The following is a 19,103-nucleotide window of genomic DNA, read 5'->3' as shown; positions in this document are numbered from 1 at the left end:
GGTGCGGTGTCTGAATCTCTTTTTCCTAAATCAGATCATCAGCTTCCGAGAGTACTTACCAGGTGCTCAAGCATTTCGCTTACTACGTTTATATATCGGCTTGATGCGTTGTATGCATTCTGGAACATGATCATGAATTCAAGTTCTTCGTCACTGGATACGCCAACGATCTGCTCTCTTGCTGAGCTTACTGCTGATACTGTCTGTTCCTGCGCCTCTTTGATGCTGTTGTAAACATCTCCTGAGTTGGCAACCTGTGAAACCAGGCTGTTGTAGTATGTGATGAAGCTGTTTCTTGTTGTTACGTTTGGATTCAGGCAATAAGCTTCTTTTGTGAACGCCTCTTTTAACTTGGTAATAGTGTCGTTGTCTTCGTTGCCATCTACGGTTCTGAAGGTGAAAAGAGTCGGTTCCTGAATGAGCTTTGGATTTATCTGAGTGTTCTTAATTGTAAATCCTGTAAGAACTGTGCCTGCTGGCTTATCTTCGCTGATGTCGTAGATGAGCTTGTCTTCCTCGTTGGCACAGCTGAAAAGTGTGAACTCCTTGGCTTCTCCAACGCTTCCGTCGATGAATGAAGGATTACTCTCTGCATTCTCCATGATGTCGTTGATGACTGTCATAATGTTGTTGACCATCTGGTCGAACTCTGCCTCGACGTTCATGATGACTGACTGAGCGACATGTGTGTTGTAATACTCTGTATCTTCTGAGATATCGTGGTAAGTTGCGTTGTGATCGCCTCTTGCAAGGAGGACTGCGCGAAGCTTACCGATATCAGTATTTGTTGAAGTTGAAATGTTCTGTGTAAGATCAAAGATGTGAGCTCCGTCGATGGAAACGACTGACTTGGTGCCATCTCTGTTGTCCACTGTCTTTGCTGCGTACTCCCAATATGGAGTAGCGTATCCAACGGGGCTTCCCCACTTGGTATCTATTGCCAGGTGATTGACGTGGTCGGTAGTTACAAATGATGATCCTTCGAAAAGAACTGCTACATTACCGAAAACATCTTCCTGATATTCAATCTTTCCATACTCACCAAGCTTATCTAATAAGAGGTTTCTCTCATCTCGAAGGTCGTTGGCTTTCTCTTCTCTGCCTGACTCGATGTTTACTATCTCATTGTTGAGGACCTTGATGCGATCGCCGATCTTGTTGATCTCGTTGCACATGTCCTTAACTGTTGAATCAAGGTTCTCCTGATAAGAAACCAGGCCATCATATACACTCTTGGCTCTTGTCAGGAACTCGTTTGCTCTTGTGACAAAAGAGCTTTGGGTTACCGCAGAGCATGGATCCTTAGCAAGCTCCTGTACTGACACCCAGAGGTTATTCAGGGACTCAGCGAACTCTGATCCGTTCATCTCCTGCAGCTGATCTTCTATCTCTTCAAGGCCTTTTATAGAAACGTCATAAAAAGCGAGCCTGCCACTTTCCTGTCTATAGGAAGTGTCAAGGAATTCGCTTCTTACCTGCTTACAATTATTATAGTTAACACCGGTTCCGATCTGTTTCCAGGCGATTGCTTCATTCTTTTTCTCTAAAGTCTGATACGCTCTGGTTCCCTGCGAAACCTGCTGCCTTGTGTAGCCCTCGGTGTCCAGGTTCGCCATGTTGTGCGCTGTGGTGTTCAGCGCGTTCTGGGAAGTCATAAGACCCGATGTTCCTACATATAAGTTGGCCATTAAAGACATGTTTGTTACCTCCGTGCTATCTGGCAACGGTTTAATTCTGGTTACTTAATTTTGGGTACAAAAAAGACACTACCACGAATCTGCGGTATTCACCCGGGTGGATTATCTACATGCTCCCGTACCACTTTTGTAGTGGTACGTTACTGCTTTGCATCAAACCCGCCCGATGTGTAACCTAAACATTCGCCTGTAGTGTCTGCAGCTCTTGAGTAATTCGCCGTCTGGGGAGCTCTCTTAGACGCTTGGATGATGTTCATTTCGAACTGAACCATTTCAATTGAACTCTTTAATAGTTCCTGGTTCTGTCCATTTACACGCCTGACATTGTCTGCAACGTCAACAAGCCTATCCCGCTGCACTGCCAGGTTTCTCTGATCCGCTGGTCTCTTCTCAAGTACCTGGATCAGATCGGTCAGTTTTAATGAATTAACATCCATGTTAAGTACATTCGCAATATCCTTCATCGCTGTCTCTCTCTGCTTGTCTATTCCCTGGATATCGCCTATTATGCACTGCTCCTCATCCGTGATTTCTGCAAGTGCCTTAAGATCACCTTTGATAATGATGGTGGTCTTCCGGCTAGATAATCCCAGTAATTTTTCATAAAGTGTACATTCTCTGTCGAGAACATCCACCAGTGTTTCCACGAGACTTGCCACTGGAATCATCCTCCAAATTATTATTTAATTGATGTGGATCTGGCTACTTAAGCCAGTTCTTCGTATTTTGCCAGTAATTTATCAGCAAAAGCCTCTCCACTCACATCATAAGTACCGTTCTTAATAGCAGCTTTTAACTTTGCAACGACATCTTCCCTGACATCCGGAGCATTGTTTACAGCCTGTTTAGCAACCTGGATATCTTTTCCAATTGAAGAAAATGATACAGTATCTCTGATATCATTGGTCTTCTTAGCTGCCTGGGGCTTACCTACTTTGCTGTTAGAGTAAATCTGCTGAACCTGACTGTATGCTTCTATTCGCATATCTTTTCCTCCTTCCCTGGAGTATTTTTGAACTTCTATATCATTTATCGGTAGAAGTTACCATTACTTTAGTTTTTTTCTAAAAAATTCCCCCAAACTTTTTAGAGCATGTAATGGTCAAAAACACTATCAGGGCAACTAGTAAAAAAGTTAATAGAATCCCTTGTTTCCGTACAATTCTCAGGTTTTTATTCTCAAACCTTTTCGTTCCGTCGTAAATTATATCGGAAATTAGAGATGAAACTTTAGAGTTATTTTATAATTTAAATTGTTAACATTTTGTGAACAAATCCTTTTGGGTCAAAAGAAATTACGGCGACCCTCAAAGTTTTTCCGTTGTCATATGTGCGTTGCTGTACTGGGGATCACCTGTTACATCCTTAAGAAACCACTCTGCAGGATGGTAAACAAGAGCTGCTTCCTCAGATGGGAACTCTACTTCCGCGATCATGCGGCCTTCAAACACTCCCTCAAAGACATCCAGCTCGATCTTGATGGTTCGCTCTTCCATGGCCTGCTTAAGCTCAGGGTGAGCCTCAAGGATATTGTCATCAAAAGCATCCTCATTAAGTGGGATCAGATATCTCTTCTTAATAATAATGTTGCCATCGGCCTTGGCTGCCAAATGCTCGTAAGCTTCAGCCGTAAGAGGCATGTTGTATTCTGTCTGTCCGATGCGTTCGTGGTCGTCTGCCACAGCCCAGTCTCCTGCGCCCTTGTCATTTATCTCTCCGCGAATTCCCTTGTAGGTCATGTAGTAGGTGTCGTCCTCGCGGCGAACGCGGATCGCGGGGCTTACGTTGAGGTAAGCCTGCTCGATCTGGTGGAAGTGATATTTGTTGAGGTCGCCTGGCAGCTCTTTTACCAGGAACTTTCTCTCTATCTCTACGCCCATGTGCGTCTCCTTATAAGGCCGGCGTCCGGCCAGTGATCATCAAGCTGTATATACGATCTTCTCTGCCATGTCCTTGGCTGCATTAACGCCCTGGAAATGCTCGATTATAGCCAGCGCGAAATCTATTGCTGTTCCTGCTCCGCGGCTTGTGATGAAGTTGCCGTCCTTAACGACCTTGTCAGTCACAGCGGTAGCCCCAAGGAGGTCTGGTTCACGTCCAGGGTAGCAGGTAGCTCTTTTACCCGAGAGGAGCCCCATTTTACCGTAAACGGTAGGAGCTGCGCAGATTGCAGCCAGCATTTTGCCGGCGTCGTTAAACTCTTTTATCTTAGCTTTAAGAGGCTCGCATGCATCAAGATTGGTGGTTCCAGGCATTCCGCCAGGAAGGATCAGCATATCCACGCCGTCAAAGTCAAAGCCCTCGATCACAGTGTCCGCCTCAACAGCGATCCCGTGGGAGCCGTAAACGCTCTTGCTCTCCATGATTGAAACCATCGCAACGTCGATCTTGGCGCGGCGCAGCAGGTCAACAACAGCCAGAGCCTCAATCTCTTCAAATCCATCAGCCAGAAAAATAGCGGTCTTTTGCATGTCTTGTCTCCTCTTAAGTGAAATTTACAATTGCATTACTTTCTATATTATATACTATTTGTTCCATCCGTGCCGCAGAATCCGCCATCTGCAGGGCGCTTAAAATGCACAAAAATTAACATGCTTTTTAGCCAAAAGTAAACATGGAATCGGTTTCCGGCTTATGTTAGAATAACTGTACGGCAACAAGCCCCGTATTTTCGGGCTTTTCAAAATGTTTTTCACAAGGAAAGGGGACTTTTAAAATGGCTAATCTTGATCCAAGAACTAACGAACTTAAGGGAACTGAAACTGAGAAAAACCTCCTTGCAGCATTTGCAGGTGAGTCAGAGGCCAGAAACAAGTACACATACTTCGCTTCCAAGGCCAAAAAAGACGGATATGTACAGATCAGCAAGATCTTTGAAGAGACAGCTGCCAACGAGAAAGAGCACGCTAAGCTCTGGTACAAGATTCTTTCAGGAATCGGAACCACAGTAGACAATCTCGAGACAGCAGCAGATGGAGAGGCATACGAGTGGAAAGAGATGTATCCTTCATTTGCCAAGAAGGCCAGAGAGGAAGGCTTTGACGACATCGCAGCCCTCTTTGAGCAGGTAGCAGCAATTGAGAAGGAGCACGAGGAGAGATACCGCAAGCTCCTTAAGAACATCGAGGATGGCATCGTATTCTCAGCTGACGGCGACACAATCTGGGAGTGCTCAAACTGCGGACACGTAGTTGTAGGCCCTAAGGCTCCAGAGGTTTGCCCAGTCTGCAACCACCCTCAGGCTTACTTTATCCGCAAGGCTCAGAACTATTAATAATAAAAAAGAGCTGCCTTAGCCGGCAGCTCTTTTTTTGTCTCAGTCCTTGACCTCGATCTTGAAGGTCTCTTCCTTCTCAGGGATTGCTTCCTTCTTAGGAAGGTTTACTGTAAGGACGCCGTTCTTGTACTGGGCGATGATGTCCTCAGGCTTAAGTCCCTCAACGTGGAAGGATCTCTGGTAAGATGAGCTTCTCCTCTCGCGGCGGATGTACTTGCCGTCGTCGCCCTTCTCGTCGTTGTTCTCTGTATGATTTGCACTGATGGTCAGTGTGTCATTCTTGAGATCGATGCTGATGTCTTCCTTGTTGAATCCTGGAAGTTCAGCCTCAAGCTGATAAGCGTCGTCCTTCTCGATGACATCAGTTCTCATAAGGCCTGACATAGAGTCGAACTGCTGGGCTGCTCTTGGAGCTCTGCAGTTTCCGCCAAAGAAACCGTCGTTAAAGAAATTGTCCATCTCGTCAAATAAATCATTATTACTCCATAACATAGGCATCAACATATCTATCACTCCTTTACTAAAAGATTTTTTGTGGTGTAGTGGTTTTGGTTTATTAGCACTCGATGTGTTCGGCTGCTAATTTCTTGTTACAAGTATGTTATAGAACAAGTAGAACAAAATGTCAACACCCCTCCAAAAATAAAATTCTAAAATAAATATAAACAAAGGCCAAAACCGCTGGCTGTGCGGTTTTGGCCCTTGCTCGTAGGAGATTATACATTATGTAAATAGGAGATTTTCATTTAGAAAAAAGCGGTTTAGTAGTTTTGTATCAGATTGCTGCGAATCCCTTTTCGAGATCTGCAATGATGTCATCGATGTGCTCAGTACCGATTGAAAGTCTGATTGTGCTCTGTGTGATGCCCTGGTCCTTAAGCTCATCGTCGTTAAGCTGTGAGTGTGTAGTTGTTGCAGGATGGATAACAAGGCTCTTTACATCCGCAACGTTTGCAAGAAGTGAGAAGATCTCAAGGTTGTCGATGAACTTCCATGCTGCATCTTTTCCACCCTTGATCTCAAAGGTAAAGATTGAAGCTCCACCGTTAGGGAAGTACTTCTCATAAAGCGCATGATCTGGATGATCAGGAAGTGAAGGATGGTTAACCTTCTCAACCTTTGGATGGTTCTTTAAAAACTCTACAACCTTCTTGGTGTTCTCAGCGTGTCTATCGAGACGAAGTGAAAGTGTCTCAACGCCCTGAAGAAGCAGGAACGCATTGAATGGAGAGATTGTAGCTCCGGTATCTCTAAGAAGGATTGCTCTTATATAAGTAACGAAAGCAGCTGGTCCAACAACATCGTAGAATGAAACGCCGTGGTAGCTTGGATTTGGAGCTGCGATCTGTGGATAGTTTCCGCTCTCCTTCCAGTTGAACTTACCAGCCTCAACGATGATTCCGCCAAGGGTTGTTCCGTGTCCGCCGATGAACTTGGTTGCTGAATGAACAACGATGTCAGCGCCGTGCTCGATAGGTCTGATGAGATATGGTGTTCCAAATGTGTTGTCGATTACAAGTGGAAGTCCGTGCTTGTGTGCGATCTCAGCGATTGCATCGATGTCAGGAATATCACTGTTAGGATTTCCAAGGGTCTCAAGGTAGATGGCTCTTGTGTTCTCCTTGATTGCTCCCTCAACCTCAGAGAGGTTGTGAGCGTCTACAAATGTAGTAGTCACGCCGTACTGTGGAAGTGTGTGTGCCAGCAGGTTGTAGCTTCCGCCGTAGATGGTCTTCTGTGCTACGATGTGTCCGCCGTTTGCTGCCAGCGCCTGAATTGTATATGTGATAGCTGCTGCTCCAGAAGCTACTGCCAGGGCTGCTGATCCGCCCTCGAGAGCTGCAATTCTCTTTTCCAGAACGTCCTGTGTGGAATTGGTAAGTCTTCCGTAGATGTTGCCCGCGTCAGCAAGTCCGAATCTGTCTGCTGCGTGCTGGCTGTTTCTGAAAACATAAGATGTGGTCTGGTAAATTGGAACCGCCCTTGCATCTGTAGCGGGATCTGGCTGCTCCTGTCCAACATGTAACTGTAATGTCTCGAATCTGTAGTTGCTCATACCTGTAACCTCCTGCGTTTATATATTTTCTGTCGCTCGTTTTATCGATTTAACTTGTTAAAAGGTTATTACTATTTGCCTACCGTGTCAATAGGTTTTATAATAGGATAAAGTTATTGCTATCTATACATTTTCCTTATACCATAGGGGAAAAGAGCTTTCGAAAGGACGGACACATGTTTTCAACCAAGGGAAGATACGCACTCAGAATGATAATAGATCTGGCTGAGCAGCCAGGGGACGAGTTCATTCCGCTCAAGGACATCGCAGAGCGCCAGGGCCTGTCCAAGAAATACATGGAGATCATTGCAAAAGAGCTGGTCCACGGCAATCTACTTGCAGGCGCCAGCGGCAAACACGGCGGATATAAACTAACAAAAACCCCCGCGGAGTACACCGTGGGGGAGATCATAGAACTTATGGAGGGGTCAATCGCCCCAGTTGCCTGCCTTGCGGAAGGTGCTGAGGACTGCCCCAGGAAAGAGAACTGCAGGACTCTCTCCATGTGGGAGGAGTTCTATGAGATCGAGCGAAATTTCTTTTTCGGGAAAAAAATCAGTGATCTGATCGAGTCCTGACGCCGCCCGGGAAAGCCTTGGCCTGCGGCCAAAGCAGCCGGTCGTTCACTCTCCCATCTTAAGCATAAGATGGTTCTTCTCAAGGTCGTAGAACAATGCGCACTGTTTTTCCTTCATATCATAGACCTTTACGATGCCAGCCACATCCTTGTTTTCTTCAAATTCAGACGCTATGTCTTCAAACCGTGACAGCTTATCCGGTGCGAAGGTAAGCGTCTTTTCATTTGCAAAAATAGCTGTGTACAGAATGTCAGCTTCAACCAGGTCCTGGAAAATGTGGCTTCCGTAGGAGAGCTCAGGGTTGTAGCCAGCTTCCTTTTCTTCCACCTCGCACACCGCCTCGAATTCACTGATGTCCGCAAAGGTAGTGGGAACGCCAAGCTCCGGAGACGAAGTTCCGATGCGCCCAGGAACCATCAGCATCATGTGTCTTCCCTGTCCGCGGTACTTCCAGTTTATCTTACCTATAAGACTTGCAACCTTGGGTTTGTCTGCGTAAGGCATGTTGTAGTAGGCCTTTGGATCTACGTAGACCACCATATCGATGGGAACGTTTCTTGAAAGGCCCATGGAGGAATCCATAGTCTCAAGAACGATGCTCTCCTGCGGGATATTCTCAGGAACCGCAACCTGTGCTGTGTCCTTGAACACCTGAAGGGGTCTGCACTGCAGAAGGTTTATGGAATACTCTCCGCTCTCAGACAGGTTCATGGTAAATTCGATGTCCACCGGATGCTCATACTCGCTCTGGATCAGCTGCATAAGCTGCTGCATCTGCTCCATGAGGATCTGCTTTTTCACAAGGCCCTTGCAGGAAATGAAGCGTACATCCCTGATGATCCCGCGCTCCTTAAGGGAATCTTCAACCTCGTAGTCGTGCTCAAGCAAAGTGTTCAGCAGGTAGAACGGGAGCTTACTCTCAATCTCTCTCAGCTCTAGGCGCTTAAGCACGTGCTCATTGACGTCCATAGCTTCAACGGCTCTCTGGGAGAACTGGTGCTTCTCAGCAACAGTTGTAGATGAGGTTGCTTCTGGCATATCAAGGCTAACCAGCCTGGGATAAGAGCCCATAGTCCTGTCAACGGCAGAAGTTCCAAGGCCCATGACGAGCCTTAGCATTCCTGCCTTTGGATCTATCCCCGACAGGAATTTGTATGGGCTGTAGGAATAGCCTACGCCTGCAGCGCATGGCATATAGTAAGGGCCGTAGTAAGAGCCTGAAACCCTCTGAACAAGCAGCGCCATCTGTTCATCTCTTTTGTCCAGACCCCTGCGCTTACGATAGTCCAGCGCAGAAAGGCTCATGGTGCTGGCATATACCGTGCGGATCGCGTTCTCAAACTCAAGAAGCCTCTCTTCAAGAGTTCCTCTGTTTGCGCAGAAAACTGACTCGTACTTGCCCGCAAAGGCATTGCCAAAGCCGTCCTCCAAGATACTGCTGGACCTGACGATGAACGGATCCTGACCGTAGTACTCAAGGATGTGCTTGAACTGGGTCTCCAGAGCCTCCGAGAAAGTGCCCTGCTGGAGCTTATCCGCAAACTCCGCCGCCAGTGAAAAGTACTCCTCCTCGGTCCTCTGCCTGACTCTCAGGTCCCAGAACTCATTGTCAACGATATATGTATAGTAGATATCCGACCCGATAAAGAACGAATCGTGGGGCTCCAAAACCTCATTTATCTCAGGGCACAGATTCCTTATGATAGCCCTTGCAAGCAGCATTCCGCAGGCTTTTCCGCCAACCATTCCAGTGCCGATCATGTGACTCCTTACGTTGAAATAATCCTCCGGCCGGAAATGCTTTTTTACCATGAGCTGCATCTTCTCGTCCCTGGTCATCATGATATTGCACATGGTCTCGCAGGACGCGGTCATGTCCATCTGAGCGTCGTACTGGATCCTGGCTGCGTTAAAGAACTTGTCCCAGAAGTCGATGTACTGGTCCTCTCCAGGCCTCTGGTGGTTGTCCAGAAGCTGATAGAAGCGGCTTGACTGAACGCCATCAAGGATCGGCCTGAAAGTCCCCTCGTCCTTCTTATAAATGTGCGGCAAAAACATGGTCTCGGAATCCCTGTTCCAGACCTTCACCGGGCGCACGTATACGTTTTTTATATCGGAATACACATCAAGAAAGAGCTGCGTTGTGTTTAGGATTTTGTTGACTGCGTGGAAAGAATGCCTGCCCCTGATGATAGGGAAGAATGCGACAGTATCAAGAATAAACAGAAATGGGCACGTAACCCTGAAAAAATTGCCCATCATAAGATCATTTGCCCAGCGGATCTGAAGTTCCGACAGACAATCGAAAACGTAGAAGGCGTCTCTGCCCTCTTTATCTATGATGTTGTGGATGTCCATGGTAAAGGTCTCGAAGTGGTGTGTCAGCGGAACCTCATAGGTCTTAACCTCGGGGCAGTCCGCCACCAGCGGCTCATGGGACGCAAACCTGAAGTAGATGATATTTCTTTTGTCCCGCTTGGCCTGCTCCACATAAGGATCCACAAAGAGCCTGAACTCATCAAGGTCCGACACGCGGAACACCACGTTATCCCCGAGCCTGATGTTGTCCAGCGCCGTGTCCATCTCCGGGATTCCGGATTTCACCCGGTCAAATGCTGCCATACGCGTACCTCCTGCTGTTAGGGAAAAGAGCTAACGGCCCGGCTCGCTGCAGACGCTACCCGCGTTTACAGGTCGCTCAGCCTCATCATGAAAATGGAGTACTCATCATTCTGGAAATCAAGATCCGGCGAATTCTCTCCGCCGCCGTTGGTGCTGCGCTTGATCTCCGCGTAGAACTCCTCTCCCTGATTTACTATATCCATGACAGACATGGGAAAACCGCACTCTGTGGCAATATCACAGAATTCCGCAACGGGGTTAGATGAATTTCTTGTGGCCAGCAGCCTGTCCTTCAGGGCCGCATCCCCCTTAGCTTTCTCGATAAGGCCTTCAAGCTTTTCTGTAATTTCCATAGCATGTCTCCTCTCTGCCAATCATATCTACAAAAAAAGCAAAGTACGTCAACATTTCTGTAAGCGCCTTTGCTTTCTGTCACTATAATATCACACTGTCCGCCCCATTCCAAGGGCGAGGGCATATTTCAGTCTACGCCTTTTGCGTCAGTCCAAGATCATCTCCATGATTCTTGTCTCATTCTACAGTTTTGCCTTTCTATTCTATATTTTGTATGGCGCCTGGGCTAAAACATGGTCTCTGGAGAAATGTCACCATGTACAAGCTCAAGATTTGCCTAATTTCCGCAAAATTCCCGCAAAAAATGCGATGTCTTTCTTTTTCCTTATGGTGACAATTCTTCAAAACGCCCATACCAGCCCGATTATCAACGTTATTACGAACATGGTATGGTGACAATTCTCTAAGCCGCGATTTTTGGCCCAACTAAAAAATGCAACCTTAATCAAGAAACTCTGCCAATTTCTCAATAACGTCCCGCACGATCTCAAGGTCCCGCATGGGGTCTCCTGTCTCCAGCGAGTGGTTTGCGCCTTCTACAAGATGCAGCTCAAATCCAGTCTCTGCCTGGGCTTTGTCCACGATGTCGTTGTCACACCATGGATCGCTAAGGCCATGAAAGACGATGGTGTTTTCTTTTGGAAGGTTCTTGAGGGTGTCTGGAACGGGAGTCAGCACCACCTGCTTTACCGATAGCTCTTTTCCCTTGGCAAGGCGGGCTGCGATGGCTGTCCCGATGCTCTTACCTACGAACACAACACTTGTATACTGGTCAAAAGAGATGTCGGCTAATTGCGAAAGTGCCTGTCTTCCGAACTCTTCTACCGCCTCTATCATACGATGGGCGTTATTCTTTACGTCCAAAATCTCGCCGTCAAAATCATAGTGGATCTCCACCACCTCATACCCCTGCTGCCGAGCCAGCTTCTTAGAATAGTACAGCAGCGGCTTGTCGCAGTGATACCCAATTCCTGGGAAAAGAACTGCCAGCTTCTTGTCCATGTTTCCTCCCCGCAGCGATTAGTCCAGCTGCGCTGCAACTTTCTGATAAATTAGATAATCCTCTTCAGAGAAATTAACGATTGTCACGTCAATATCGTAATCTGCGTTTTCTTCCATCCACTCCCTGACTGCAGTAAGAGCCACCTTGGCGGCGTCCTTCTTGGGATAGCCATAAACGCCAGTGGAGATGCCAGGAAATGCGATGCTGTGAAGGTCGTTTTCCTTGGCAAGCTCAAGGCTGTTCCAGTAGCAATTCCTTAAGCTTACTGGGTCCGATGGGCTTCCGCTGTAAATAGGCCCAACGGTGTGGATAACGTGAGCCGCTGGAAGGTTGTAGCCCTTGGTGATCTTGGCCTCTCCCGTATTGCAGCCATTCAGCGTCCTGCACTCTGCAAGGAGCTCCGGGCCTGCTGCCCTGTGGATCGCGCCATCAACGCCCCCTCCTCCAAGAAGTGAGCTGTTGGCCGCGTTGACTATGGCGTCAACCTTAAGTTTCGTAATGTCACCAGAATGATACTTTATGCTGCTCATACCTACCTCCCTGATTTTATGCCCCGGGCTTGAAATGTTCCTTGTCTACTACCTCGTAAAGGTCCATGCCCATTTTCTCTTCATAATATGCCTTGAGCTTTATGTTGCTGTCCCACTTCACAGGATCATAATCCCCGTATCGGGCCTTAACATCACTCATTCTCTCTATCATATCCATGACACCCTCAGCCCCTGCGATTGCGTCGCACAGCTGGATAAGATAGTCATAGTCATCAAACTCAGCTTCCAGAAGCTTGTCCCTTATCAGCGCCGTCTCTTCCTCATTGGTGTCAAAGTTTCCAACGTACTTCTTATAATCGTGATCGCTGAAAGAATGGGTCAGGCATATCTGCGCCACCTCATCGTACCCCAGGGACATCATATAGGAATACCCATCGGAAACATGCCCCAGATGGCGCTTTCCATACTTCCTTCCTATATCGTGGAGCAGTCCCAGCACGTAGGCCTTCTCCGGATCAAGCCCCAACCGCGCCGCAATGGCTTCCGCGCAGTGAGCTGCCACTCTGCTGTGATTCCCCCAAGGCCCGGGATTACAGCCTTCCGCCTCCACAAGGAGTCTCTCTGCTTCTTCTCTTGATGGGTACATGCCCTCTCTCCTCTAAATTTCGGTGTATGGAACTATTTTAACACCAGGCCGCGGCAAAAGAAATCCTGCCAGGGGGAGGAGACTTGGCAAAAAGATTCTCCCCCTTAGAGGTGGTTGACATAAATTAGAGACTCCCCCTGCGAAAGTCGGATTTTCACAAAACTCGATTTTTTCAAAGAAACGTATCAAAAAATGTCCTCTTCGCCCTGCGGAATCCTCGATTTTTCTAAATAGACAGCCATTAATACAAAAAACGTATCAAATTTTCTCACCTGACAACGATGTCATGTGATGATTTTTGATACGTTTTTCTTTAAATGTTCTATTTTGTTAGTAAACAACTTTCAGGCTACGATTACTCCCGTGCCAACAAATTCTACTGAATCGTCCGGATTAAGTCTGATGACTACCTTATCTGACTTGACGTCACGAGCGGATGCCCATCTTGCATTTGCTTCGCTCTGCATGATATCGCGAACGCTCTTGATCTCTCCGGCAACAATCTCACTGATCTCGTTCATTTCAATTTCCCTCCGTCCATGAACGATTATATCACTTTAAATATTTATTGCAATTAAATTGTTATCAATATTTGTTAACTTTTTGTAACTTCTCTTCCTGCGCCGATCTCGAAGTGACACTTAACAATGCCAAGGTCTACCTTACTAAAGATTCCGCCCTTGTCGACAAGCTCCACGCTCTCATCAGCGCCAAGCCTAATTACAAACTTCTGCTGGTTGATGGCTGTTGGTGCAAGAAGCGCCATCTCAACGCCCTTCTTAAACCACTCTGGAGCCTCGCCGACTGCAGCATCCACCTTCGCAACATCCTCATAGCTCTTGGACTTTCGGACTCTGCCCTGGTCCTGGCCATAGCCGATGGCGATGCAGATCACAAGCCTCTCGCCCTCTTTAACATCAGCGTCGGTATTACCCTTACTAAAGGTACCTGTCCAGCAGGTATTAAGTCCGAGCTTCTGAGCGAAAAGAACTAACTGCTCCCCGTAATATCCAACCCTCTGGTCAAGGTCCTCGGCGTCCTTGCCAACACAGGCGATGACGCTGGGTGCAGAGCCAAGGCCTGCTACTCTGTTCATTAGCCTGCTGTAGGTCCTGCCTGCGTCCTCGATAAACTGCAGGTGCAGGTTACCAGCGGCATTTAATTCATCTATCTTCTCGCGAAGCTGTAAAACCTTGTCAGCCTCGATGGCATCTGGCTTGTAACTGCGAACCGAGTGCCTGGCATAAATAGCTTCAAAATCATTCATCACATTACCCTCCTATCAGCGCTTCCACTTCTTTTCTCTTCTCATACAGTACGCAGCCGCCCTGGTGGTCGTCCACGAGAACGCCCTCCTGCTGCAGCGCCTTAAACAACCTGGACTTCATGGCGTCCCTGAGCGACGTCTCTTTTACATTGATGTCCGAGTATGGTGAAAATGGACATGGCTCTGCTCCGCCGTGGGAATTGATGTGGAAGAACCCTCTTCCTGCAGCGATGCATCCGCCGGAGCTCTTCTCATCTCCAGGGAAGGAAACAAACACCATCTCCGGATGCTCAGTACGAAGGCGTGAGATCTCTTTTGCCAGGTAATCGCGCTCTGCGTCGCCTGGAGCAAGGTGCTGGGACTCGTCGGTAACTGGCACGAACTCAACGAAGATCACTGCTTTGCAGCCCTTGCTGGAGAGCTTCCCAATAAACTCCTCGGAAGATACGTCCCTGTAATTCTCAGTTGTCACGGTAACTGATGCGCCGTAGATAAGGCCGCGCTCGCACAGCTCATCCATGTTTGAGATCAGCTTGTCGTAAACGCCCTCGCCGCGCCTTGCATCAGTGGCCTCTTTCTCGCCCTCGATACTCATGATAGGAATCAGGTTGCGGCGTCTGTCGAACATCTCGAAGTACTTGTCCGCCATATAGGTTCCGTTTGTGAATATGGGGAAAAGAATGTCTGGCTTTTTGCCAGCTGCTTCAATAACGCCTTTACGAAGAAGCGGCTCTCCACCTGCAAGAAGGATGAAGCTTACGCCAAGATCTCCTGCTTCATCGAAGATCTTAAGCCACTCTTCATCTGAAAGCTGCTGAACCGGCTCAGTGTCCTGGGTTGCATTGTTGCACCTTGAATAACATCCTGCGCAGTGAAGGTTGCAGCTGCTGGTGATGCTGGCAATAAGGAACGGCGGAATGTGCTCGCCCTCCGCTTCGAGCTTGGCTCTTCTTTTGGAAGCCGCCTTGGTTGCCAGAGCAAACTTCGCCATGTAGGCGCTCTCTTTTGGATTCTTAAGGGTTGCCTTGATGGCGTCGGAAACTACGCGCTCAACCCCATGTGTCATATATTCCTGGATATCAAATTCTTTACTCATAGGACCCATTATACCACTCTCAAACATTAAATGCAATTATATTGTGCGCAACCCATCAAGCCACGCAAAATACGACGCCAGCACGCCCAGGCCGCAGCTCGAACCCGCGCCAGCCCTTAGTCCGCCGGATTAACATGAATCATTATATGTTTAACATTGGGGAATTCCTGCTCCACGCTGTTGTGAACCCGCTCAGCGATCTCGTGGGCTTTGTACAGAGACATGTCACCTTTGACAGCGATCTCAAGATCAATGTAGATCTTGTTTCCAAACTGCCTGGTGTGGAACAGATCGATATTTTCAACACCTTCCTGCTTAATGATAAAGCTCATCATCCTGCCTTCCATCTCAGTTCCGCAGGAGGTATCAAGCATCTTGTCCAGGGCATCCTTGAAGATGTCGTAGGCCACCTTAAGAATAAAGCAGCATATCACAAGGCTTGCGATGGGGTCCATGATAGGAAAGCCAAGCTTAGCCAGGCCGATACCGATAAATGCGCCAACTGATGAGATGGCGTCTGAGCGATGGTGCCAGGCGTCTGCCTTAAATGCCGGAGAATCAATCTTCTTGGCGTAGTGCATGGTGTACCAGAACATGGCTTCCTTCACCACGATGGAGACCACAGCTGCGATAAGTGGCAGAATTGTGGGAACTTCAAGGGGCTCTCCGGAAATGATCTTCTGAAGGCCGGTGTATCCGATGCCAAGGCCTGTCACTGCCAAAAGGGCGCCAAGGATCATGGCCGCCACGCACTCCAGCCTCTCATGGCCGTATGGGTGCTCGTCGTCCTCTGGCTGCTGGGACAGCCTTACGCCAACATATGCAACAAATGTAGCAAATACGTCAGATAAAGAGTGCACCGCGTCGGATATCATAGCTCCGGAATTACCGATGACACCTGCGATCAGCTTGAATAAAGCCAGCACCACGTTTCCGAATATTCCAACTTTGGACACTCTTTTTATAATTCTTGTTTCATCCATTTCAATAACCCTCAATAAAAACGATAGACGTTATTTCGACCGCTGTCAACAAAGCCCCGAAATGGAAAAAGGAGCAGCGCCCGGCTGCTCCCTTCTGAATTATTTACAGTAGTTGAAAAAAGTTCTCAGATCTTTTTCGCATACGATTCTGTCTACCTTCTCGATGCGTGCCCACTCGATAAGGGCCTGCTCGTCTTTACTGAGAGATCTTCTGTTTCCAAAAATTCTATCAAAAAAGTGCATTTTAATTTACCTCCAAACTCTCGCACAACATGTAAGCGTTGCCGTTTACACCGTCGTACTTGAAATCCACCGGTTCGTTGTCAAACATCCCATGCTTCTTCACCAGCATGAGCTCTACAGGCGCAGGCAGATTGCCATGGAGCCTTGCCTTGAACCGTTCCTTAATTGTGTCTAAGTCCGCCGAAACCAGTATCTTTTTTGCCCCGGCAGGAAGGAGCTCTAGATGCTCCCGGTCAGAAATCACGTAGATCAGATTGTCACCGTTGACGGCGTTTTCCATTTTCTTCTGGAAAAGAGCTTTCGCCTCACTCTCGCTCTTGGCCATCCTAAGGTAATCCTTCCCTGTGATGATCTCCGCACCTATTTTCTTTTTGATCTCATCTGCCAGGGTTGATTTCCCGCTGCAATTTTCTCCGATAATTCCTATGACCATTTTTCTTTACCTCAACAAACTACAAAATGCTGTGTCACACCTTACGCTATATTATTTATCACAGTCGGGGCTGGAGGTATTAAATATTCACTTATTTCGCGTACTTTTACACGGCTTTGAAAGAAAATGTGCTAAAACAGATACATTTTTGAAATTTAACTCATAAAATATTTATTATATTTCGCCTAAATACGTGCTATTTCCCAACTATAGCTGTATAATTATTCTCGTAGCAGTTTCTTTTTTATGGTCGTTACAAATCTAATGTATGGAGGCACTTTTATGGCGAAGGTAACTAAGAAAACTAAGAACACAAATGCTGTTAGTTTCTCAAACAGTATCAAAACCAGACTCATTGCAGTTATGCTGATCGTTGCCATTCTTCCATTGGCAATCGCTATCATTGTCAGCTACAACAACTCCACCAAGAAAGCTGAAGCAGACGCTATCAAGGCTCTTAACTGGCAGGCTTGGTACATTGAGTCAGAGTACGAGACCATTATTCAGAAAAACTTTGCAGCCATGCAGGCCATTGCTGCTGCACCATCAACAAAGACTTTCTACGTAAATCCAACAGATCTGACCTCAGCTTCAAAAGCTCAGGCATATCTTAATGAAGTAGATGGCCAGCTTAACGACGGTAACATCACAGTTATCACAGGACCAGACGGAATGCAGATGCTCCGTGCATCAGGTAAGCTGGTTGACGTAAGCAAGAGAGAATATTTCCAGGAAGCCATGAAGGGTAATGTACATGCATCAGATGTAATCACATCCGCTTCAACAGGCGCCCGTCAGACAACTTTCTCATGTCCTGTATACGATAACGGCACTGTAATCGGTGTTGTTCAGCGTAACTACAACCTTAACGAGTTCCACGATTTCCTTGCAGAGCATGCTGAGAATGCCTACATCGTTGACAGATCAGGTATGATGGCAGCTCATTCACAGTTTGATATCACAGCTGAAAATGAAGAGAACTTTGTTTATACAGACACGCCATTCATGACAAGTGACGCAACAAGCGGTTCCTTCACAGCTTTCACTGGCGAATATAACGCCATCATCTGCTATGCAAAAGACCCTGATACAGGCTGGACAGTATGCTGTGCCCAGAACCTCGATGAGATCAAGGCTTCAGCAAGAAGCTCAGCGATCATCGTTATCATCATCGGACTTATTCTTTCTGTCCTTGCAGGCATTGTTTCCCTGATCATGGCAAGAGCATTTACAGATCCTATCGGCGATGTAAGCGACTCCCTGTCAGCTCTTTCAGACGGTGAATTCAAGCCAGTTAAAAGACATCTCCACAGAAAAGACGAGTTTGGCCTTATGGTTGGCAGCACCAATACAGTTATCCAGAAGCTTCAGGATATTGTAACCAACATCAAGGCGTCCGCTTCGGATGTAGGTACATCCTCCGAGGAGCTCTCCGATATGGCTAACCAGATCTCCCAGACAGCTGAGGACGTATCAAATGCAGTTCAGGAGATCGCATCCGGAGCAACCCAGCAGGCAGACGAGATCCAGAGTGCATCCGAGAACGTTGGAAGAATCGGCGATGCTGTAGGAGACGTTCAGAATTCAACTGGAAGCCTTTCAGATCTTGCAAACAAGATGAAGGAAGCTTCAGAAGTATCCAGCAACTCCCTTGCATCCCTGCAGGATTCCTCAGCCGAGATGACCGCCAAGATCGACGAGATCTCCAAGACCATCAGTGCTACACAGGATGCTGTTACAAATATCAATGGCAAGGTTGAAGGCATTGCCTCAATCGCTACACAGACAAACCTCCTTTCCCTCAACGCTTCCATCGAGGCTGCAAGAGCCGGCGAAGCAGGAAAAGGATTCGCAGTCGTTGCGGAAGAGATCGGCAAGCTTGCTGATGATTCCAAGCAGATGGCTGATGATATCAGAAAAGAGATGGATGTCCTCCTCGAGCAGTCCAAAGCCGCAGTTCAGGCAGCTGAAGACGTTAAGCAGGGCAACAATGACCAGCAGATCGCCCTTGGCGAGACACTGGATGCAGTTAACGGAATGCTTGGTGATATCAGCAGCACAGTAGGCGGCGTACAGCTCATCTCTCAGGGCGCTGATACTTGTGAATCAAGTAAGAACGCAGTTGTTGACACAATGAGCGCACTTTCTGCTATTTCCGAAGAGAACGCTGCTTCTTCAGAGGAGACAGGCGCTTCCATGCAGGAGCTCTCTGCTACAGTTACAACCCTTGCTGGATCTGCTAACAACCTCAAGGATATCGCTGATAAGCTCAACGAAGAGATGTCCTTCTTCAAGTCATAATGCCTTAGGCTCGGGAAAAGAGCTAATGCCGAAATACACATAAATAATAAGCCCTG

General features: G+C 47.4%; 21 protein-coding genes. 3 read left to right on the top strand and 18 right to left on the bottom strand.

The genetic code is table 11. The annotated features are described in order from the left end of the window. Positions 1-38: 38 nt before the first annotated feature. The 5 genes from flgK to D6855_RS06570 form a co-directional block, all read right to left on the bottom strand. Positions 39-1,697, bottom strand: a complete 1,659-nt coding sequence (gene flgK, locus D6855_RS06590) for a flagellar hook-associated protein FlgK (protein WP_120739304.1) — start codon at positions 1,695-1,697, stop codon at positions 39-41. A 140-nt stretch (positions 1,698-1,837) separates the two neighbouring features. After that, complete coding sequence (locus D6855_RS06585) at positions 1,838-2,365, bottom strand: flagellar protein FlgN (protein WP_243111823.1); 528 nt, start codon at positions 2,363-2,365, stop codon at positions 1,838-1,840. 38 nt (positions 2,366-2,403) lie between these two features. Next, complete coding sequence (flgM, locus tag D6855_RS06580; protein WP_120739302.1) at positions 2,404-2,682, bottom strand: flagellar biosynthesis anti-sigma factor FlgM; 279 nt, start codon at positions 2,680-2,682, stop codon at positions 2,404-2,406. 322 nt (positions 2,683-3,004) lie between these two features. Next, positions 3,005-3,577, bottom strand: coding sequence for an adenylate cyclase (locus D6855_RS06575; protein WP_120739300.1), 573 nt, complete (start codon positions 3,575-3,577; stop codon positions 3,005-3,007). Positions 3,578-3,616: 39 nt separating this feature from the next. After that, positions 3,617-4,168, bottom strand: coding sequence for a DJ-1 family glyoxalase III (locus D6855_RS06570; RefSeq protein ID WP_120739298.1), 552 nt, complete (start codon positions 4,166-4,168; stop codon positions 3,617-3,619). A 245-nt stretch (positions 4,169-4,413) separates the two neighbouring features. Between D6855_RS06570 and rbr the strand changes: the two genes are divergently transcribed. Continuing rightward, positions 4,414-4,971 (top strand): rubrerythrin, encoded by a 558-nt coding sequence (gene rbr / locus D6855_RS06565; RefSeq protein WP_120739296.1) that lies wholly within the window; start codon positions 4,414-4,416, stop codon positions 4,969-4,971. 42 nt (positions 4,972-5,013) lie between these two features. On the opposite strand, the gene D6855_RS06560 is transcribed toward rbr, so the two are convergent. Together D6855_RS06560 and D6855_RS06555 are read right to left on the bottom strand one after the other, a co-directional pair. Further along, positions 5,014-5,472 (bottom strand): Hsp20/alpha crystallin family protein, encoded by a 459-nt coding sequence (locus D6855_RS06560; RefSeq protein WP_243111822.1) that lies wholly within the window; start codon positions 5,470-5,472, stop codon positions 5,014-5,016. 277 nt (positions 5,473-5,749) lie between these two features. Beyond that, the gene (locus D6855_RS06555; RefSeq protein ID WP_120739293.1) at positions 5,750-7,030 is read right to left on the bottom strand and encodes an O-acetylhomoserine aminocarboxypropyltransferase/cysteine synthase family protein; all 1,281 of its coding nucleotides are present in this window, start codon (positions 7,028-7,030) and stop codon (positions 5,750-5,752) included. Positions 7,031-7,206: 176 nt separating this feature from the next. On the opposite strand from D6855_RS06555, the gene D6855_RS06550 reads away from it, so the two are divergent. After that, entirely contained in the window at positions 7,207-7,608 is a 402-nt protein-coding gene (locus D6855_RS06550; RefSeq protein ID WP_120739291.1) for an RrF2 family transcriptional regulator, read from the top strand. 45 nt (positions 7,609-7,653) lie between these two features. On the opposite strand, the gene D6855_RS06545 is transcribed toward D6855_RS06550, so the two are convergent. The 11 genes from D6855_RS06545 to D6855_RS06505 form a co-directional block, all read right to left on the bottom strand. Further along, the gene (locus tag D6855_RS06545; RefSeq protein WP_120739289.1) at positions 7,654-10,230 is read right to left on the bottom strand and encodes a PEP/pyruvate-binding domain-containing protein; all 2,577 of its coding nucleotides are present in this window, start codon (positions 10,228-10,230) and stop codon (positions 7,654-7,656) included. Between the two features lie 65 nt (positions 10,231-10,295). Further along, positions 10,296-10,583 carry a hypothetical protein gene (locus D6855_RS06540; protein ID WP_120739287.1) on the bottom strand — a complete coding sequence of 96 codons (288 nt, stop codon included), beginning with the start codon at positions 10,581-10,583 and terminating at the stop codon, positions 10,296-10,298. A 442-nt stretch (positions 10,584-11,025) separates the two neighbouring features. Further along, the gene (locus D6855_RS06535; protein ID WP_120739285.1) at positions 11,026-11,586 is read right to left on the bottom strand and encodes an alpha/beta family hydrolase; all 561 of its coding nucleotides are present in this window, start codon (positions 11,584-11,586) and stop codon (positions 11,026-11,028) included. A gap of 18 nt (positions 11,587-11,604) precedes the next feature. Beyond that, positions 11,605-12,117 (bottom strand): O-acetyl-ADP-ribose deacetylase, encoded by a 513-nt coding sequence (locus D6855_RS06530; protein WP_120739283.1) that lies wholly within the window; start codon positions 12,115-12,117, stop codon positions 11,605-11,607. A gap of 16 nt (positions 12,118-12,133) precedes the next feature. Then, positions 12,134-12,724: an HD domain-containing protein gene (locus D6855_RS06525; protein WP_120739281.1), complete on the bottom strand. Its 591-nt coding sequence runs from the start codon at positions 12,722-12,724 to the stop codon at positions 12,134-12,136. 344 nt (positions 12,725-13,068) lie between these two features. Next, positions 13,069-13,245 carry a hypothetical protein gene (locus tag D6855_RS16690; RefSeq protein ID WP_158589486.1) on the bottom strand — a complete coding sequence of 59 codons (177 nt, stop codon included), beginning with the start codon at positions 13,243-13,245 and terminating at the stop codon, positions 13,069-13,071. A gap of 74 nt (positions 13,246-13,319) precedes the next feature. Then, complete coding sequence (locus tag D6855_RS06520) at positions 13,320-13,991, bottom strand: nitroreductase family protein (protein ID WP_120739279.1); 672 nt, start codon at positions 13,989-13,991, stop codon at positions 13,320-13,322. 4 nt (positions 13,992-13,995) lie between these two features. Further along, entirely contained in the window at positions 13,996-15,087 is a 1,092-nt protein-coding gene (locus D6855_RS06515; protein ID WP_120739815.1) for a radical SAM protein, read from the bottom strand. Positions 15,088-15,203: 116 nt separating this feature from the next. Beyond that, positions 15,204-16,070, bottom strand: a complete 867-nt coding sequence (locus D6855_RS06510) for a cation diffusion facilitator family transporter (protein WP_120739277.1) — start codon at positions 16,068-16,070, stop codon at positions 15,204-15,206. Between the two features lie 99 nt (positions 16,071-16,169). Further along, positions 16,170-16,313 (bottom strand): hypothetical protein, encoded by a 144-nt coding sequence (locus tag D6855_RS16685; protein ID WP_158589485.1) that lies wholly within the window; start codon positions 16,311-16,313, stop codon positions 16,170-16,172. 1 nt (position 16,314) lies between these two features. Next, the gene (locus D6855_RS06505) at positions 16,315-16,746 is read right to left on the bottom strand and encodes a hypothetical protein (RefSeq protein ID WP_120739275.1); all 432 of its coding nucleotides are present in this window, start codon (positions 16,744-16,746) and stop codon (positions 16,315-16,317) included. 282 nt (positions 16,747-17,028) lie between these two features. On the opposite strand from D6855_RS06505, the gene D6855_RS06500 reads away from it, so the two are divergent. Then, entirely contained in the window at positions 17,029-19,047 is a 2,019-nt protein-coding gene (locus tag D6855_RS06500; protein ID WP_120739273.1) for a methyl-accepting chemotaxis protein, read from the top strand. Positions 19,048-19,103 lie beyond the last annotated feature (56 nt).

The sequence above is a fragment of the Butyrivibrio sp. CB08 genome (assembly GCF_003625485.1).
GTDB lineage: Bacteria > Bacillota > Clostridia > Lachnospirales > Lachnospiraceae > Butyrivibrio.
This window is presented reverse-complemented; position numbering and strand designations above follow the sequence as displayed.

What these genes read in the sequence shown, in the direction of transcription:
- flgK (WP_120739304.1), bottom strand. Translation starts at nt 1,697, where the DNA reads ATGTCTTTAATGGCCAACTTATATGTAGGAACATCGGGTCTTATGACT.
- D6855_RS06575 (WP_120739300.1), bottom strand. Translation starts at nt 3,577, where the DNA reads ATGGGCGTAGAGATAGAGAGAAAGTTCCTGGTAAAAGAGCTGCCAGGC.
- D6855_RS16690 (WP_158589486.1), bottom strand. Translation starts at nt 13,245, where the DNA reads ATGAACGAGATCAGTGAGATTGTTGCCGGAGAGATCAAGAGCGTTCGC.
- D6855_RS06585 (WP_243111823.1), bottom strand. Translation starts at nt 2,365, where the DNA reads ATGATTCCAGTGGCAAGTCTCGTGGAAACACTGGTGGATGTTCTCGAC.
- flgM (WP_120739302.1), bottom strand. Translation starts at nt 2,682, where the DNA reads ATGCGAATAGAAGCATACAGTCAGGTTCAGCAGATTTACTCTAACAGC.
- D6855_RS06560 (WP_243111822.1), bottom strand. Translation starts at nt 5,472, where the DNA reads ATGCCTATGTTATGGAGTAATAATGATTTATTTGACGAGATGGACAAT.
- D6855_RS06510 (WP_120739277.1), bottom strand. Translation starts at nt 16,070, where the DNA reads ATGGATGAAACAAGAATTATAAAAAGAGTGTCCAAAGTTGGAATATTC.
- D6855_RS06555 (WP_120739293.1), bottom strand. Translation starts at nt 7,030, where the DNA reads ATGAGCAACTACAGATTCGAGACATTACAGTTACATGTTGGACAGGAG.
- D6855_RS06525 (WP_120739281.1), bottom strand. Translation starts at nt 12,724, where the DNA reads ATGTACCCATCAAGAGAAGAAGCAGAGAGACTCCTTGTGGAGGCGGAA.
- rbr (WP_120739296.1), top strand. Translation starts at nt 4,414, where the DNA reads ATGGCTAATCTTGATCCAAGAACTAACGAACTTAAGGGAACTGAAACT.
- D6855_RS16685 (WP_158589485.1), bottom strand. Translation starts at nt 16,313, where the DNA reads ATGCACTTTTTTGATAGAATTTTTGGAAACAGAAGATCTCTCAGTAAA.
- D6855_RS06505 (WP_120739275.1), bottom strand. Translation starts at nt 16,746, where the DNA reads ATGGTCATAGGAATTATCGGAGAAAATTGCAGCGGGAAATCAACCCTG.
- D6855_RS06545 (WP_120739289.1), bottom strand. Translation starts at nt 10,230, where the DNA reads ATGGCAGCATTTGACCGGGTGAAATCCGGAATCCCGGAGATGGACACG.
- D6855_RS06535 (WP_120739285.1), bottom strand. Translation starts at nt 11,586, where the DNA reads ATGGACAAGAAGCTGGCAGTTCTTTTCCCAGGAATTGGGTATCACTGC.
- D6855_RS06570 (WP_120739298.1), bottom strand. Translation starts at nt 4,168, where the DNA reads ATGCAAAAGACCGCTATTTTTCTGGCTGATGGATTTGAAGAGATTGAG.
- D6855_RS06500 (WP_120739273.1), top strand. Translation starts at nt 17,029, where the DNA reads ATGGCGAAGGTAACTAAGAAAACTAAGAACACAAATGCTGTTAGTTTC.
- D6855_RS06550 (WP_120739291.1), top strand. Translation starts at nt 7,207, where the DNA reads ATGTTTTCAACCAAGGGAAGATACGCACTCAGAATGATAATAGATCTG.
- D6855_RS06520 (WP_120739279.1), bottom strand. Translation starts at nt 13,991, where the DNA reads ATGAATGATTTTGAAGCTATTTATGCCAGGCACTCGGTTCGCAGTTAC.
- D6855_RS06540 (WP_120739287.1), bottom strand. Translation starts at nt 10,583, where the DNA reads ATGGAAATTACAGAAAAGCTTGAAGGCCTTATCGAGAAAGCTAAGGGG.
- D6855_RS06515 (WP_120739815.1), bottom strand. Translation starts at nt 15,087, where the DNA reads ATGAGTAAAGAATTTGATATCCAGGAATATATGACACATGGGGTTGAG.
- D6855_RS06530 (WP_120739283.1), bottom strand. Translation starts at nt 12,117, where the DNA reads ATGAGCAGCATAAAGTATCATTCTGGTGACATTACGAAACTTAAGGTT.